Raw genomic sequence first — 16,671 nt, 5'->3', positions numbered from 1 at the left:
GAATAAATTGAAACTCAAACGATTTGAATTTGCAGTTGCCACGGCCCTGGTCGTATTACTGGCTGGTTGCGGCGGAGGCGGGGGCGGCGGCGGCGGCGGCGGCGGATCGACCGGCGGCACGAACCCGACCACGCCTGCAACCCAGTACACGCTGGGCGGCACCGTGTACGGCCTGGCAGCCGGCACGCCGGTCACCGTCTCCAACGGTGGCGAGAAGAAGATCATTGCCTCCAACGGCGCGTTCACCCTCGACACCAAGCTCAATGCCGGTGCCAGCTACAACATCGAGGCGATCGCGCCTGCGGGTTATACCTGCCAGGTCGGCAACGGTTCGGGCACGATCAACGCCAACCTCAACAATGCGACCATCGCCTGCGCGCCGGTCCTGGGTAACCAGGTGGCGGGCCAGGTCGCCGGCCTGTCGACCGCACTGAAGGAACCGCTCGCCGTCACCGCCGACGCCAACGGCAACGTGTACGTGCTCGACGCGGGTCCGCACAGCGTGCTGAAGCTGGACAAGGCCAGCCAGCAGATCTCCACCTTCGCCGGCGGCACCGGCAAGCCGGGTACGGCCGACGGCGCAGCTGCCGCAGCCCAATTCTGGCTGGGCGGCGCCGGCGGCGCCGTCGTCGATGCACAGGGCAACCTGTTCCTGTCCGACGGCTGCAACGGCGAAATTCGTAAAGTCGCGCCGGACGGCACGGTCTCGACCCTCGCCGGCGGCGGCACGGTCGTCTGCAAGAACGTGGCAACGGCCAGCATGGGCCAGGTCAATGCGACCGGCACCGCTGCCCGCTTCGAACGCCCGGGCTCGCTCGTCTCCGACGGCGCCGGCGGCGTCATCGTGATCGACTCCCAGACTTCGCAGCCTGCCGTGCGCCTCGTGAGCGCAGCCGGCGTGGTGACCACCCGTACCTACCCACAACCGGATCCGTCGGCGACGATCACCCTGCAACGGGTCGCACGCGCCCCGGACGGTGGCCTGTTCTTCTCGGACTCGAACAACCGTATCTGGAAAGACGTCAATGGCGCGCTGGTCCTGTTTGTCGGCAAACTGAGCGGCTTGTCGTACGAAGACGGTACCGGCGCGAATGCACGCTTCCGCGCCATCACCGGCATGACCTTCGCGAACGGCGACATGTATGTGACCGACCTGGCGAAGGTGCGCAAAGTGACCGGCGCAGGCGTCGTGACGACCCTGGCCGGCAACGACAACCGCGCCAGTGTGGATGGACAAGGCGCCGCAGCGTCCTTCAGTACCCTGTTGTCGATTACCTTCGACGGTACCGACCTGATCGTCGTCGACAGTGGCCAGGAAATCCTGCGCAAGGTCAGCCTGACCGGCGCGGTAAGCACCGTGAAATCCACCCCGGCGCTGCGCGCCAGCGTCGACGGTCCAGGCATTGCTGCACGTTTCGGCTCCTTCAGCTCGCTGGCCGCTGGTAGCGACGGCAACCTGTACTCGGTCGACCCGGCCGGCCACGTGGTGCGCAAGGCAACGCCGGCAGGCTTCGTGACGACGGTTGGCGGCAAGGCTGGCACGCCGGGCAACGACAACGGCGCGCTGGCGACGGCAACCTTCAACACGCCGCAACGCATCGCGGCCGGCAAGGATGGCAGCCTGTGGATCGCGCAAACGGATGGCGTGCGCCGCATCCTGAACAACGAGGTGACGACCCCGGATGCCTCGATCAAGGCAGTCAACCTCGCGGTCGAGCCGAGCGGCAACGCAGTGGTCGTGACCGGTACCAACTCAGGCGAAGTGATCCGCGTTACCCCGGCCGGCGCGCGCACCGTGCTGGTCAACACGGCGCAGATCGCGGCCCTGTTCCCTGCCCGTACCGGCGTCAAGTTCACGCCGCAATCGGTCGTCGTCGACGCCGCCGGCAATATCTACATTGCCGATACCGCCACGGCAGCCGTCTACAAGTACTCGACCGCGGGTGTGTTGAGCGTCTTCGCTGGCACGCCGTTCAATGAAACCGGCAATATCGACGGTGCGGTGGGCGTCGCTACCCTCGGTTTCTATGAAATCGACCACATGGCGATCGACGACGCGGGCAACCTGTACCTCAGCGGCCAGGGCAGCGTGCGCAAGATCAGCCCGGCAGGTGTGGTGTCGTCGCCGACCTACGGCTGGGGCAATGCCGACATCGGCGCCGTCGCGGTCCTGGGCGGCAAGCTGTACGGCATGACGCGCTACGCGCTGCTGCAGTCCAGCCTGTAATCAGGACAGGACGGGCGAGCCGTCGATGCCATGTCTCGTTACCGAGCCATGGTCATCGACGGCGATCCAGCCGCCACGCGGCGGCTGGACATCCAGCTCCCAGTCGGGCAGCACGTAGCGGCGCTTGCCGCCATGCAGGTGCAGGGCAGGGCGGTGGGTATGGCCGTGGATCAGCACCTCGACCCCAAGGGTCTCGAACAGGGCGTCGATCGCAGCGGGCGTGACATCCATGATCTCGTAGGACTTGGTCGTATGCGCTTCGCGGCTGCCTTCGCGCAGGCCGGCGATGATCGCCTTGCGCTGGGCCAGCGGCATGGCCAGGAACTGTTCCTGCCAGGCTTGATTGCGCACCGTCGCGCGAAATTCCATGTACTTGATATCGAGCGTGCATTCGGCATCGCCGTGCACGAGGGCGATGCGCTGGCCGGCTATCGTGGCCACGTGCGGTTCGTCCAGCAGCCGCAAGCCGGCCGCTTGCGCAAAACCGGCGCCGACGAGAAAGTCGCGGTTGCCCGCCATCCAGAACACTTCCACACCACGATCGGCCAGCGCCCGCAGGGCTGCGATCACGCGCGCGTGGAAGGGCGTGTCCAGGTCGTCGTCGCCGGCCCAGTATTCGAAGATGTCGCCAAGGAGATAGAGCTGGTCCGCATGCGCCGCCTGCTCGTCGAGGAAGCGGAAGAAGGCTTCTGCCGTCAGCGGATGGGATTCCTGCAGGTGCAGGTCGGAAATGAAAAGCGCGGCCGTGCGCGCGGGAGTGGACATATTAAAACTTTCTCCCGCGCGAGGGGTGGTACTAGACGGTACTAATTAGATGACTTCGGCTTTTTCGATGATGATCGGCTCGACCGGCACGTCCGCGTGCATGCCGGCACGCGACGTGGCGACCTTGTTCAGCTCGTCGACGACTTCAGTGCCCGCGGTGACCTTGCCGAAGACGGCATAGCCCCAGCCGTCCTGGCCCGGGTAGTTCAGGAAGTCGTTGTTCTTGGTGTTGATGAAGAACTGGGCCGATGCCGAATGCGGGGCCGAGGTGCGGGCCATGGCGACGGTGTACTTGTCGTTCTTCAGGCCGTTCTTGCCTTCGTTCTCGACGGTCGCGTCGGTCGGCTTCTGCTTCATGCCTGGCTCGAAACCGCCGCCCTGGATCATGAAGTCCTTGATCACGCGGTGGAAGATCGTGTTGCTGAAGTGACCCTTGTTCACGTAGTCCAGGAAGTTGGCAACGGTCTTCGGCGCTTTCTCGGCGTCGAGTTCGATGGTGATGTTGCCCTTGTTGGTGGTCAGCAGTACGGAGGTCATGGGTAATCCTGTTCTATTTGTTGAAGAAGAATGCAAGACCGGTATTTTACAGCTTATTTAAGGACTCACTTTACAAGCCGATCGCCACCGAGGACGGTGGTGGACTGGATCACGATCGGTGTCACCGGTACATTCTGCATGCCGCGCATGTCGTCGACCATCACGCCCTTGATCTTGTCGACCGTTTCCTGCCCCTTCACCACGCGCCCGAACACGGTATAGCCGTAGCCGTCCTGGCCCGGATAATCGAGGCCGGCATTATCGTTGACGTTGATAAAGAACTGCGAGGTCGCCGAATTCGGGTTGTCGGTACGCGCCATGGCCAGCGTGTAGGGCTTGTTCGAGAGGCCGTTCTTCGACTCGCTCGGGATCGGCTTGCGCACGCCAGGCTTGTCGACCAGTTTCTCGGTATAGCCGCCGGCCTGGATCATGAAGCCGTCGATCACGCGGTGGAAGACCGTACCCTTGTAAAAACCGGACTTTACGTATTGCATGAAGTTCGCCGTGCTCTTCGGCGCGTGTTCGGCGTCGAGTTCGACCACGATCTCGCCCATCGTCGTCTTGATCGCCACCTGCGGATTGTCGGCGGCGAAGGCGTGGCCGGCAAAGCCGATCGCCAGCGCGGCCGCGGCCAGGTGCGTCAGAAGGGCGCGGCGGGATTGTTTTTGTGCGTGCATGGGGCGTCTCCTCGGTGGACGTGGCGCAAGGCCTGTCAAGTCTTTTGCAGAAAAATAAACCTGAGCCATATGCGGCCAGCCGGGTTTTTATCAATGCTATACTTTGCGCAGAACGTCTCATTCTATCAAAAGAATTTGGTATCCAAGAACAACAAAGAGGGCTGACGGTCCCGACGCAAGAGCGAATCCCGGCGCGCGCTGTATAGCGAACGCGCTCGGGATTCGTATTGCTCCGGGCTTCCGATCCCCTCTCGAAACATCACCACCCATGAGCCAATTAAAGATCTACAACACGCTGGCGCGCGAGAAACAGGTATTCGTCCCGATGGAGGCCGGCAAGGTCGGCATGTATGTCTGCGGCATGACCGTCTACGACTACTGCCACGTCGGCCACGCGCGCATGATGATGGCCTTCGACGTCATCTATCGCTGGCTCATGGAATCGGGGTATGAGGTCAAGTACGTGCGCAACATCACGGACATCGACGACAAGATTATCAAGCGCGCGGTCGAGAACGGCGAGACGCTGTCCTCGCTCGTCACGCGGTTTACCCAGTACATGGACGAAGACTTCGCCGCGCTGAACATGCTGCCGGCGAGCGTCGTTCCGCGCGCAACCGAGCACGTGCCCGGCATGCTGGCGATCATCGAAAAGCTCGAAGAGAAGGGCCTGGCCTACCAGGGCGAGGACGGCGACGTCAACTACGCGGTGCGCAGCTTCCCGAACTACGGCAAGCTGTCGGGCAAGTCGCTCGACGACCTGCGTGCCGGCGAACGCGTCGACGTCAACACCGGCAAGCGCGACCCGCTCGATTTCGTTCTGTGGAAAGCGGCCAAGGAATCCGAACCCGCGGAAGCGAAATGGGATTCGAAATGGGGCCGCGGCCGTCCGGGCTGGCACATCGAGTGCTCGGCCATGTCCTGCGCGCACCTGGGCGAACACTTCGACATCCACGGCGGCGGCCAGGACCTGCAATTCCCGCACCACGAAAACGAGATCGCCCAGAGCGAAGGCGCCTTCGGCGTGCCGATGGTGAACTACTGGGTGCACAACGGTTTCGTCCGCGTCGATAACGAGAAGATGTCCAAGTCCCTGGGCAATTTCTTCACGATCCGCGACGTCCTCAAGAAATACGATGCCGAAGTCATCCGCTTCTTCATCGTGCGCGCCCACTACCGCAGCCCGCTGAACTATTCGGACGTGCACATCGACGACGCCAAGGGTGCGCTCACGCGCCTGTACACGGCCCTCGGCGATGTCGACCTCGGTAGCGAGACGCCCGCCGTCGACTGGAGCGAGGCCCATGCCCGCCGTTTCCGCGAAGCGATGGACGACGATTTCAACACGCCGCTGGCCGTGGCCGAGCTGTTCGACCTGGCAGGCGAAGTCAACCGCACAAAGTCGGTCGCGACGGCGCGCCAGCTGAAAGCCCTGGCCGGCGTGCTCGGCCTGCTGCAGCGTGCGCCGCAGGAATTCCTGCGTGCCGGCAGCGGGCAGGGCGGCCTCGGCGAAGCCGAGATCGCCGACCTGATCGCGGCCCGTGCCGCCGCCAAGAAGGCGCGCAATTTCGCGGAAGCGGACGGCATCCGCGCCGAGCTGCTGGCCGCCGGGATCATCCTGGAAGACAAACCGGACGGGACGACGAACTGGCGTCGCGCATGATGGCAGCGGAAAAGGACAACGGCGGCAACGGCACGCCGGAACTCGAGGTGCCCGCGTACTGGGCCGAGGCGAAAGCCGAGCTGATGAAGCGCGACCGCATCATGAAGCGCCTCATTCCGCAGTTCGGCGACATGCACCTGAAGGGGCATCCCGATCCGTTCACGACCCTGGCGCGCTCGATCGTCGGCCAGCAGGTCACGCCGAAAGCGGCCGACGCCGCCTGGGCCAAGCTGAACGCGTGCTGTCCGAAGCTGACCCCGGGCCAGATCATCAAGCTCGGCGCCGAGCAGCTGTCCGCCTGCGGCCTGTCCAAACGCAAGACCGAATACATCCTCGACCTGGCCGACCATTTCAAGGCCAAGCGCGTGCACACGAACCTGTGGTCCGAGATGGACGACGAGGCCGTCATTGCCGAACTCGTGCAGATCCGCGGCATCAGCCGCTGGACGGCCGAGATGTTCCTGATCTTCAACCTGCTGCGTCCGAACGTCCTGCCGCTCGACGACGCGGGCCTGATCCAGGGCATCAGCCAGAACTATTTTTCCGGAGAGCCCGTCTCGCGCAGCGATGCGCGCGAGGTGGCGGCCAACTGGGAGCCCTGGCGCACCGTCGCCACCTGGTATCTGTGGCGCAGTCTCGATCCCGGCGCTGCCTCAGGTTTGGCGTCCGCAGCGGCCTCCGGTACGGTAGAATAACGCCAAATCGCCGCGCGAACGCCTTGCGCCATGGCAACAGAATAACCCCCGGAGGTACAATGACTAAAACAACTTTCCTCAGTTTCGAGCAGCCTATTGCCGAACTCGATTCGAAAATCGAAGAGCTGCGTTTCGTCCAGGACGATTCCGCCGTTGACATTTCGGAAGAGATCGATCGCCTCGACAAGAAGAGCCAGCAGCTCACGAAAGACATCTACGCCAAGCTGACCCCGTGGCAGGTCTCGCAGATCGCGCGCCACCCGCAGCGTCCGTACACGATGGACTACGTGAACGCGATCTTCACCGATTTCCACGAGCTGCACGGCGACCGCACCTTTGCCGACGACCAGTCGATCATCGGTGGCCTCGCGCGCTTCAACGGCCAGGCCTGCATGGTCATCGGCCACCAGAAGGGCCGCGACACCAAAGAGCGCGCGATGCGCAATTTCGGCATGCCGAAACCGGAAGGCTACCGCAAGGCGATGCGCCTGATGAAGGTCGCCGAAAAGTTCAACCTGCCGATCTTCACCTTCGTCGATACCCCGGGCGCGTTCCCCGGCATCGACGCCGAAGAGCGCGGCCAGTCGGAAGCGATCGGCCACAACCTCTATGTCATGGCCGAGCTGAAAGTGCCGCTGATCGCCACCATCATCGGTGAAGGCGGTTCCGGCGGCGCGCTGGCGATTGCCGTGGGCGACGCCGTGCTGATGCTGCAATACGCGACCTATTCGGTCATTTCCCCGGAAGGCTGCGCCTCGATCCTGTGGAAGACCTCGGAGCGCGCGGCCGACGCCGCCGACGCACTGGGCCTGACCGCGCATCGCCTGAAGGCAATGGGCGTGATCGACAAGATCGTTACCGAGCCGCTGGGCGGCGCCCACCGCGATCCGAAGAACATGGCGCAGATGCTCAAGCGCGCGCTGGCCGATACCCTGCGCCAGTTCCAGGGCATGAAGACCAAGGATTTGCTCGAAGCCCGTCACGCAAAACTGATGGCTTACGGTAAGTTCAAGGAAACGACGCCGACCGACGAGTGAGTTGTCATCAGTGAGTAGCGCAGTTGGTAGATGCGAAGCCGGGTCCGTCCCGGCCATCTTCGCGCGCGCCCTTGACGGGCTGCGCGCACAGTTTTCCCCCTCCACGATCGCCATTGCCTGTAGCGGCGGCCTCGATTCGATGGTCCTCCTGCAACTGGCGTCGAACTGGTGCCAGGCGCAAGCCAGCTCTCTCCTCGTTTTCCACGTTCATCACGGTCTCAGCGCGCATGCCGGCGCCTGGCAGCGGCATGTCCAGGACAGCAGCGCCGCGCTCGGCCTGCGCTTCGACGTGCGCCAGGTACAGGTCGACGGCGGCGGCTCCGGAACCGAGGCGGCCGCACGCAAGCTGCGCTACCGCGCGTTGGGAGAGATGTGCCGCGCGCACGGCGCGACCCTGCTGCTGACCGCCCACCACCTCGATGACCAGGCCGAAACCGTGCTGTTGCAACTGCTGCGCGGCTCGGGTCCGGCCGGCCTGTCCGGCATGGATGCGGCCAACGCCGCGCCCGAATTGCTGGGCAACCCGGACCTCGTCATGGCGCGGCCCTTGCTGCCCTTGTCGCGCGCCGAGCTCGAAGCCCATGCGCTTGCGAACGGGCTGGCCTGGGTCGAGGACGAATCGAACGGCGACACCCGTTATGCACGCAATGCGCTGCGCCATCAGGTGATGCCGGCGCTGGCGCAGGCCTTTCCCGGTTTCCAGCAGCGCTTTGCGCGCAGCGCCGCGCATGCGCAGTCGGCCCAGCGCCTCCTGAACGAACTGGCGGCGCAAGACCTGGCGGCAACCCTGATCGACGGCGCCATCGACGTGGCCCGTCTGCGCGCCATGAGCCTGGACCGCGTCTTCAACCTGTTGCGCCACTGGTTCGCGCAGCAGAACCTGGCGATGCCCTCGACCGCCTGGCTGACGGAACTGGTGGCGCAGCTGATCGAGGCGCGCCACGACGCCCAGCTCCTGGTGACGCACCCGGCCTGCCACCTGCGGCGCCACCGCGACCGCCTGTACGTCACGCCGAAGCTGGCCATTCTCTCCGGCATGCGCGACCCGGACGACGAAGGCGTGCTGGAGAAAGAAGGGGAGAGCTTCCGCTGGCAGGGCGAAGCGCAGCTGGCCTTCCCGGCCTACGGCGGCGTGCTGCACTTCGACCCGGCAGGGACCGGCCCGGGTTTCGATCCGGACTGGTTGCGTGAGCGCGCCCTCGTCATCGATTTCCGCAAGGGCGGCGAGCGCCTCAAGCTGGCCGCCAACCGGCCGACCCGTCCTTTGAAAGCCCATTACCAGGCGGCCGACATTCCGGCCTGGGAGCGTGTGCGCCTGCCGGTCGTCAGCAGCGGGCGCGACCTGCTGTTCGCGGCGGGCCTGGGCATGGACTGCCAGCATTTTGCCGCGGCAGGGCTCGATGCCGTCGCCCTGCGCTGGGAGTCCAGGCCTGAATAGTTTCTATTCGAAAAGCGTATTACTTTATTTTCTTTTCGTATAGCTTTTCGGCCTTCCCTCATTGCGATCTTGCAGTGCAACATGCTAGAGTAGGTGTTCCCTTTTATCCTCTCCACGCTGGGAAGCTTCCTGTTATGGCATTAATTGTCCACAAATACGGTGGTACGTCGATGGGTTCGACGGACCGCATCAAGAACGTCGCAGCCCGCGTCGCCAAGTGGCACGACGCCGGCAACCAGATCGTCGTGGTGCCGTCCGCGATGTCGGGCGAGACCAACCGCCTGATCGGCCTGGCCAAACAGATCATGGACCAGCCCGACCCGCGCGAACTGGACATGATCGCCTCGACCGGCGAACAGGTCTCGGTCGGCCTGCTCGCGATGGCCTTGCTGGCCATCGGCAAGGACGCCGTGTCCTACACCGGCTGGCAAGCCGGCATCCGCACCGATTCCGCCTTCACCAAGGCCCGCATCCAGTCGATCGACGACACGCGTGTGCGCGCCGACCTCGACGCGGGTAAGATCGTCATCATCACCGGCTTCCAGGGCATGGACGAAGAGGGCAACATCTCGACGCTGGGCCGCGGCGGTTCGGACACCTCGGCCGTGGCGATCGCCGCCGCGCTGAAGGCCGACGAATGCCTGATCTACACCGACGTGGACGGCGTCTACACGACCGACCCGCGCGTCGTCGATGAGGCGCGCCGCCTGGAAAAGATTACTTTTGAAGAAATGCTGGAACTGGCTTCGCTCGGCTCGAAAGTGCTGCAGACCCGCTCGGTCGAGTTCGCCGGTAACTACCAGGTCCCGACGCGCGTGCTGTCGTCGCTGACCGATCCGCACATGCCGCTGCACGAGGAAGCCAACTCCGGCACCCTGATTTCGTTTGAGGAAGAAACCAACATGGAACAAGCCGTCATCTCCGGTATCGCATTCACCCGTGATGAAGCCAAGATTACCGTCCTCGGCGTGCCCGACAAGCCGGGCGTCGCCTACCACATCCTGGGCCCGGTCTCGGACGCCAATATCGAAGTGGACATGATCATCCAGAACCAGTCGGTGGACGGCAAGACCGACTTCACCTTCACGGTCTCGCGCGGCGACTACCAGCGTGCGCTGGCGGTGCTGGAAAGCCAGCGCGAAGAGCTGGGCTACACCCGCGTCGTCGGCGATGCCAAGGTCTCGAAGGTGTCGGCGGTCGGCGTGGGCATGCGCAGCCACGTGGGCGTCGCCTCGCAGATGTTCCGTACGCTGGCCGACGAGGGCATCAACATCATGATGATCTCGACCTCCGAGATCAAGATTTCGGTGCTGATCGACGAGAAGTACATGGAACTGGCCGTTCGTGCCCTGCATAAAGCTTTTGACTTGGAAAAAGCTTAACTTTTTCCATATTTTTGGGTGCGTTGCCTTGACCAATCGGGCACCGCCCATTAAGATGCTTGCACTCAGCGCTAGCGCAGTTTGCTGGAGTTGATTGGAGACGTGGCCGAGTGGCCGAAGGCACATCCCTGCTAAGGATGCATATGGCTTATACCCGTATCGTGGGTTCGAATCCCACCGTCTCCGCCAGGTTACAAAAGAAAAAGCCACCGAAAGGTGGCTTTTTCTTTTGTAACTCGGCGGAGACGAGGAGAGCGCCTGCGCGCTCTCCGGGTGGGATTCGAAGGGTTGCGCGTACTCGCGCAACCGCGGCCCGCGGAACGTGGGCGAATCCCACCGTGCACAGCGCTGCAGTCACCGCAAGCCGCCTTTTTTCGCCTGGTTCACCACCGCCGAATCGGTCAGCCAGGCCCCAAAGTTCGAAAGTATCATGAAGCTCACCCAGACAATCCGCGCTGCGCTCGCGCTTTGTGCGATTGCAGCGCTCGCCCCCGCCAGCGGCCTCGCGCAGCCGGCTCCCGCCGCAATCCATGCCTTGACGGTCCAGGCTTCGCAGTCTCCGTCGCTGCCTGCGGGTCCCTACGACGAACGTGGCTGGCTCGATCGGTTCTACGCCCCCCGCAACTATGCGCCAGCCTGGAATGCGTCGACCGCCGCGGCGGCCTTGTGGGTGCTGCGCCGGGCCGCGCTGCAGGGCTTGAACCCGGCCGACTACGGCGCGGACTCCCTGCAGCGGCAGCTGCGCTCGGGCGAAGCCGATACCGCCCGCTTCGACGTCGCGCTGACCTCGGCCATGCTCCATTACCTGGCCGACCTGCGCGTCGGCCGCGTGCGCTCCGAATATCACAGCCGCGCACCCGATCCGCGGCTGAGGCAATACGACCCGGTCGAGCGCCTGCGTACCGGGCTCGCCGCCGGCAAGCTGCAGGCTGCGGTGCAGGCGGCCGAGCCGCAAATCTGGCAGTACGGACGGGTCAAGGCGGCCCTGGCGCAGTACCGCGAGCTGGCGGGGCAGGCTTATCCGGCGCTACCGCGACCGGATGCGAAGGTCCTGCCCGGCGGGGCTTATCCGGCCGTGAAGGCGCTGTATGCGCGCCTGGTCTTGTTGGGCGACCTGGCGGCCGATGCGCCGCCACCGCCCGAGGGAATCTACAGCGACCCGGTCGAAGAGGGCGTCCGGCACTTCCAGGCCCGTCACGGCCTGGATGAAGACGGCGTGCTCGGCCGCGGCACGATCGACGCGCTGAATGTCCCCCCGGCCCAGCGCGTGCGCCAGTTCGAACTGACGCTCGAGCGCCTGCGCTGGCTACCCGACTTCGGCCCTGGCCCGCTGATCGTGGTCGACCTGCCGGCTTACCGCTTGTGGGCCCTGAACAAGGGCAGCACCGAGGCGCCGCTCGAGATGCGCGTCGTGATTGGCTCCGCGGTCAAGACCGAAACCCCGCTCTTCGTCGGCCAGATGCGTTATGTCGAGTTCAACCCTTACTGGAACGTCCCGCGCAGCATTCTCGAAAAGGAAATGCTGCCCAAGCTCGAGCGCAACGCTGCCTACCTCACGCAGAACGACATGGAGACGGTGCCGCCAGGCGCCAGCGCGGCCGATCTCCGGGCCGGCCGGGCGCGCGTCCGCCAGCGCCCTGGGCCGAAAAATGCACTGGGGGCGATCAAGTTCGCGCTGCCTAATCCAATGGACATTTACCTGCACTCGACCCCGGCCCGCGAGTTGTTCCAGCGCAGCCGGCGCGACCTGTCGCACGGCTGCATCCGGGTCGAGCATCCGGCCGCTCTGGCCCAGTTCGTGCTCAGCCAGCAGCGGCAATGGAATGCCGATACGATCCAGGACGCGCTGCAGGCGGGGCCGACCCGGCACGTCGACCTGGTCCACGCGATTCCCGTCGTGATTTTCTACGCTACTGCCAGCGTCGACAGTGAAGGGATGCCGCGCTTTGCCAGGGATGTCTACGGCCGCGACCGCAAGCTCGAGCAGGACTTGCGGGCACGCTACGGACAGATGGCCCCTGCGGAAGGCCGATCTCCGGAATAAGCTGTCGCTTCGGCTGTACGGCGAACGGAGCAGACCGGTTCGCACCCCCGAGAGATCAGCGCGCCGTTCGCCGCCGCAGGGCATACAGCATGTACCCAACGATCCCGAGATTGACAAGCAGCAGCGCCAGGCTGAGCGGACCGGGCCGGTGAATCAGTTCCCTCACCTCGAAGGGAACGTACACCGCCCCGCTTGCCGCGGCAAACGCCTCGCCCCATCTCCGCCCGTACCACAGGCCGTACGCCTCGACCAGGCGTACCGCCGAATAGGCCATCGCTCCCGCCGCAAGCTGCCAGAGCCGCGCATCGTCGAGCCGGTTCGCGAAAGCGAGGAACACGCGCGGCACGCGGGATGCCGGGTTCAGGTGGGCATGGGTGACCAGGATCTCGGCAAAACGCTGGACGTCCCGGTGGACCAGCGAAAACAGGCCGAATCCGGCCAGCAGGACGACGGCCCCCTTGGCCCCCTCGAGCAGGGCGACCGCCCGTATACCTCGCGACATATGCATGGCTCTCCGATCTCGGGTTTGCTCGTATGCTACCTGATCAGGCCGCCTGTACGTCGCCCGCTGCTCAGGCCGGCAATGTCCCGATCGTCACGGTTTGCGCCTGCGCCCCGGACCGGCCTTCGGAGGTCTGGCCGCGTGGGAATGATTCGGGACAGGACTCGCCGGCCGCGCCAGTACCAGCGCCAGGTCGGTCGTCAACCGATGCAGCGAGAGCAGGTCGGCCGCGGCTGCCAGGGCGACACGGCCGAGTTCGGCGTTGCCGGCTTCGACCTGGGTCACGATGCGGTGCAGCGAGGCCAGCAACAGTGCATTCTCGGCCAGGCGCTCGCGCAGGCCGTCGAAGGCCAGGGTTTCCATGACGATTTGCTCATGCGCCAGGTCGGCCTCGATCGCGGTGACGATCGCATCGAATCCGGCACAGAAGCCGGCGTCCGGGAGGCAGGCGAGCGCGTGGATGCGAACGAACAGGAGCTTGCGCGCGCGGCGCAGGGCGCTTGCTGCCGTGTGCGGGGAGGACGAGGAGAGCGGGGCCATCGGAACTTCGCCAGCGCGGGGGAATCCAGGCCAGTGTGCCTCCACTACCGATATCAAGTTTGCGCTATCTCAAAGCGGCGCCCGGCGAAACCTGCCGCTATTTGCGTCCGGTGGCGCTGCGCCCCTCGCATGAGCCCGCAGCAGTTCTTATCGCCAGTCAAAGCCGCAGGGGCAACGCAATGGGAGCATGGTTCGTTTCCAGCAAGCGCGGAGAACGTATGGATGAGCTATTACGGTATTTCGAGGAAGAGCTGGGACTGTTCGGCCAGTATGCGCGCGAGTTCCGCAGCCGCTTTCCGAAGCCGGCGGGCGAGCTCCATATCGCCGGCGAGAGCTACGAGGATCCGAGCGTCGCGCGCCTGATCCAGTCGGTGGCGCTGCTCAGCGCGCGCATCCACAAGCGCCTCGACGACGACCATCCGAAATTCACCGAGTCCCTGCTCGAGAGCCTGTATCCCCATTACCTGCGTCCGCTGCCTTCCTATTCTGTGGCCCGGATTGTCCAGTCCGGCCGCGATGCGGGGGAGTTCGCCGCCATCGCGCGCGGCACGCCGCTGCGCAGCAGCCCGGTCGGCGGCACGGCCTGCCAGTTCCGCACCGTCTATCCGGTGCTGACCGGCCCGCTCCAGATCGTGCGCGCGGCCTTCGCGGTCCCGTTCGCGCTGCCCGCTGGAACATCGCGCGCAGCGGGCCTGCCGCGCGGCGTGACCGCGGGCGTGGCGATCTGCCTGGAATGGAAAGGGGCGCTCTCCGCCCTGTGCCGCCAGGGAATGGGCCGGCTGCGTGTGTTCGTCGACGGCGAGCCCTCGCTGCGCGCCGCCCTGATCGATGCCTTGTTCATGCGGGCGCGTGCCGCCTGGGTCGAGGCCGGCGATGGCAAACCCTGGCTGGCGCTCGACACGATACCGCTGGGCCTGGCCGGCCTGGAAGAGGACGAGGCGCTGCTGCCGGCGCCGGCGCGTTCGCATCCGGCCTTCCGCCTGCTCACCGAGTATTTCACTTATCCGGAAAAATTCAACTTCATCGATATCGACCTGGGCGCGCTTGCCGGGCGCCTGCCGCCGGGCTGCGAGCGCTGCACGCTGCACGTCGGGCTGGCCGGCATGAGCGGCGACTGCGATGCCGCGCGCGTACTGGCGCCGCTGGCGGCGCGCCACCTGCTGCTCGGCTGCACGCCGGTGGTGAACCTGTTTCGCAAGGCCGGCGACCCGATCCAGCTGTCGCACACGCGCGCCGAATACCGGCTCGCGGCCGATGGCGCCCACGCCGCCGCTTTCGAGATCCACAGCATCGACAAGGTATGCGTCGTGCGCGAGGCGCGCGGACACACCGGCGTCACCGAATTCGGCCCGCTGTACGCGGTGCGCCACGAGGGCGCAGCGGCAGCGGCAGCGGCGCCGGGCCGCTTCTGGGTGGCCCGCCGCGACGAGACGCTGGCCCGGATCAGTCCCGGGCACGAACTCAAGCTGGCCCTGGTCGATCCGGAATTCAGTGCGGACGAGGCGTCCAGCGCCACGATCTCGACCGACCTGACCTGCTCGAACCGCGACCTGCCCCTGCAACTGCGCATCGGCCAGCCCGCCGGCGACCTGCTGGCCGAATCCTCGAGCGGCGCCGTGCCCTTCGGCCTGCTCCGCAAGCCGACCCCGAGCTGGCGCTTCGGTGGCGGTAGCGGCAGCGACTGCGCCCACTGGCGCCTGATCGCGCACCTGGCCCTGAACCATGGGGGACTGACGACGGCCGGCCTGCCGGACCTGCAGAAGATGCTGGCCCTGTACGACCTGCCGCGTTCTCCGGTCGCGCGGCGCCAGATCGCGGGCATCGTCGGCCTCGAGCACGGCAGCGTGCGCGCCTGGCTCAGGACCCGGCCGGTATCCTCGCTGATGCCGGGGGTGGGCATCCGCATGACGGTCGACGAAGAGGCTTTCGCCGGCAGTTCGCTCTACGTGTTCGCGCAGGTGATGGACCGCTATTTTTCCCTGAACAGCCAGCTCAACTGCTTCACCCGGCTCGAGATCGTCTCGCACCAGAGCGGAGAGGAGATGTTCGCATGCCCCCCACGCAGCGTCGAGAAATTGCGCCCCTGATCGAGCGGCTGCTGGCGGCGCCGCACACCTTCGAGTTCGTCCAGGCGGTATCGATCCTGCTGGCCTGGCTGGCCGAGCGGGGCGTACCGTCCGGGCAGGCCCTGCGCGAGCGCCTGCGCTTCGAGAACAGCCTGGGGCTGGGTTTTCCCGCATCCGAGATCGAGGCCATCGCCCGCATTCCGGACGGGTCCGAAGGCGACCGCTTCAGCCTGACCCCGGCCTTCATGGGCCTGCTCGGCGTGCACGGCGCGCTGCCCCTGCACGTCACCGAACGCATCGCCGCCTGGCAGGGCGGGCGCGACGATGCTGCGCCGCGCGCCTTCCTCGACCTGGTGTCGAACCGGATGCTGGCGCTGTTCTACCGCGCCTGGCAGAAAAGCCGGGTCGAGCACATGGCCGCCGGCAGGGAGGGCGATCCGGACCGCTTCCGGCCGCTGCTGCTGGCCCTGGCCGGTTGCCCGCCCGGCCGCCCTCCGGGTGCGCCGCCGGTGCCGGATGGCCTGATCGCCCATTTCGCCGGCCTGCTGCAACAGCGTCCGCGCCCGGGCGTGGTGCTGGCGCGCCTGCTGTCCGATTATCTCGGCGTCGCGGTGGAACTCGAGGAAGCGGTCGGCTACTGGGACCGCCTGCATGCCGATGAACAGGCCGCGCTGGGCGTCAATGCCGAGCTCGGCGAAAACGTCCTGCTGGGCGCGCGCAGCTGGCGGCCCGACCTGCGCGCGCGCCTGCGCATCGGTCCGCTCGATGCGGCTGCGTTTGCCCACTTCCTGCCCAGCGGCGCCGGCAGTGCGCTGCTGCGTGCGATCCTGCGCAGGTTCGCCGAACCCACGGTCGGCTTCGAAGTGCAGCTCGTGCTGCGCGCGCAGGAAGTGCGGCCTGTCCAGCTGGCCGGGCCTGCAGGAGCGGCGGCGCGCCTCGGACGCGACAGCTTCCTCGTCAGCAGCACCGCACAGGCAGACCGGGCCGACATGCGCTACCTCGTGCTGCCGATGGCCCCGCTCGGGGCGAGGGGCTGAGCTTTCGCTTGACCTTCCCATGGTGGAAAGGTCTATGCTGGCGTGGATCGAAAGGAAAAAC

14 protein-coding genes and 1 tRNA gene are annotated in these 16,671 nt (G+C 65.7%); 10 read left to right on the top strand and 5 right to left on the bottom strand.

From position 1 onward, the window contains the following. The first annotated feature begins 7 nt into the window (after nucleotides 1–7). Nucleotides 8–2,227 (top strand): NHL repeat-containing protein, encoded by a 2,220-nt coding sequence (locus LPB04_RS20335; RefSeq protein WP_193686275.1) that lies wholly within the window; start codon nucleotides 8–10, stop codon nucleotides 2,225–2,227. On the opposite strand, the gene LPB04_RS20330 is transcribed toward LPB04_RS20335, so the two are convergent. From LPB04_RS20330 to LPB04_RS20320, 3 genes are all read right to left on the bottom strand, one after another. After that, on the bottom strand, nucleotides 2,228–2,992 hold the full coding sequence (locus LPB04_RS20330; RefSeq protein ID WP_193686274.1) for a UDP-2,3-diacylglucosamine diphosphatase: 765 nt from the start codon (nucleotides 2,990–2,992) through the stop codon (nucleotides 2,228–2,230). A gap of 45 nt (nucleotides 2,993–3,037) precedes the next feature. Then, nucleotides 3,038–3,529, bottom strand: a complete 492-nt coding sequence (locus tag LPB04_RS20325) for a peptidylprolyl isomerase (protein ID WP_193686273.1) — start codon at nucleotides 3,527–3,529, stop codon at nucleotides 3,038–3,040. A 65-nt stretch (nucleotides 3,530–3,594) separates the two neighbouring features. After that, complete coding sequence (locus LPB04_RS20320) at nucleotides 3,595–4,206, bottom strand: peptidylprolyl isomerase (protein WP_193686272.1); 612 nt, start codon at nucleotides 4,204–4,206, stop codon at nucleotides 3,595–3,597. A gap of 268 nt (nucleotides 4,207–4,474) precedes the next feature. On the opposite strand from LPB04_RS20320, the gene cysS reads away from it, so the two are divergent. The 7 genes from cysS to LPB04_RS20285 all read left to right on the top strand — a co-directional run bounded on the left by cysS (nucleotide 4,475) and on the right by LPB04_RS20285 (nucleotide 12,465). Continuing rightward, nucleotides 4,475–5,869, top strand: a complete 1,395-nt coding sequence (gene cysS, locus LPB04_RS20315; protein WP_193686271.1) for a cysteine--tRNA ligase — start codon at nucleotides 4,475–4,477, stop codon at nucleotides 5,867–5,869. Continuing rightward, on the top strand, nucleotides 5,869–6,564 hold the full coding sequence (locus LPB04_RS20310; RefSeq protein WP_193689116.1) for a DNA-3-methyladenine glycosylase family protein: 696 nt from the start codon (nucleotides 5,869–5,871) through the stop codon (nucleotides 6,562–6,564). Before cysS ends, LPB04_RS20310 begins: the two co-directional genes overlap by 1 nt. Before the next feature lie 59 nt (nucleotides 6,565–6,623). After that, nucleotides 6,624–7,601, top strand: a complete 978-nt coding sequence (locus LPB04_RS20305) for an acetyl-CoA carboxylase carboxyltransferase subunit alpha (protein WP_193686270.1) — start codon at nucleotides 6,624–6,626, stop codon at nucleotides 7,599–7,601. Nucleotides 7,602–7,611: 10 nt separating this feature from the next. Continuing rightward, nucleotides 7,612–9,039, top strand: coding sequence for a tRNA lysidine(34) synthetase TilS (gene tilS, locus LPB04_RS20300; protein ID WP_193686269.1), 1,428 nt, complete (start codon nucleotides 7,612–7,614; stop codon nucleotides 9,037–9,039). Between the two features lie 134 nt (nucleotides 9,040–9,173). Further along, nucleotides 9,174–10,421 carry an aspartate kinase gene (locus tag LPB04_RS20295; RefSeq protein ID WP_193686268.1) on the top strand — a complete coding sequence of 416 codons (1,248 nt, stop codon included), beginning with the start codon at nucleotides 9,174–9,176 and terminating at the stop codon, nucleotides 10,419–10,421. A gap of 96 nt (nucleotides 10,422–10,517) precedes the next feature. Next, a tRNA-Ser gene (locus LPB04_RS20290) sits at nucleotides 10,518–10,610 on the top strand. Nucleotides 10,611–10,743: 133 nt separating this feature from the next. Next, nucleotides 10,744–12,465 (top strand): L,D-transpeptidase family protein, encoded by a 1,722-nt coding sequence (locus tag LPB04_RS20285; protein WP_193686267.1) that lies wholly within the window; start codon nucleotides 10,744–10,746, stop codon nucleotides 12,463–12,465. A gap of 55 nt (nucleotides 12,466–12,520) precedes the next feature. On the opposite strand, the gene LPB04_RS20280 is transcribed toward LPB04_RS20285, so the two are convergent. Together LPB04_RS20280 and LPB04_RS20275 are read right to left on the bottom strand one after the other, a co-directional pair. Beyond that, nucleotides 12,521–12,967 (bottom strand): DUF2127 domain-containing protein, encoded by a 447-nt coding sequence (locus LPB04_RS20280; RefSeq protein ID WP_227496506.1) that lies wholly within the window; start codon nucleotides 12,965–12,967, stop codon nucleotides 12,521–12,523. A 93-nt stretch (nucleotides 12,968–13,060) separates the two neighbouring features. Then, on the bottom strand, nucleotides 13,061–13,507 hold the full coding sequence (locus tag LPB04_RS20275; RefSeq protein ID WP_193686265.1) for a hypothetical protein: 447 nt from the start codon (nucleotides 13,505–13,507) through the stop codon (nucleotides 13,061–13,063). Between the two features lie 218 nt (nucleotides 13,508–13,725). On the opposite strand from LPB04_RS20275, the gene tssF reads away from it, so the two are divergent. Both tssF and tssG read left to right on the top strand, forming a co-directional pair. Beyond that, nucleotides 13,726–15,594, top strand: a complete 1,869-nt coding sequence (gene tssF, locus LPB04_RS20270; RefSeq protein ID WP_193686264.1) for a type VI secretion system baseplate subunit TssF — start codon at nucleotides 13,726–13,728, stop codon at nucleotides 15,592–15,594. Continuing rightward, nucleotides 15,558–16,610 carry a type VI secretion system baseplate subunit TssG gene (gene tssG, locus LPB04_RS20265; protein ID WP_193686263.1) on the top strand — a complete coding sequence of 351 codons (1,053 nt, stop codon included), beginning with the start codon at nucleotides 15,558–15,560 and terminating at the stop codon, nucleotides 16,608–16,610. Before tssF ends, tssG begins: the two co-directional genes overlap by 37 nt. The last annotated feature ends 61 nt before the right edge of the window (nucleotides 16,611–16,671 follow it).

The sequence above is a fragment of the Massilia litorea genome, assembly GCF_015101885.1.
In the GTDB taxonomy this organism is placed as follows: Bacteria; Pseudomonadota; Gammaproteobacteria; order Burkholderiales; family Burkholderiaceae_D; genus Telluria; species Telluria litorea.
Note: the sequence above shows the minus strand (reverse complement) of the source record. Positions and strands in the feature narration are given on the sequence as shown.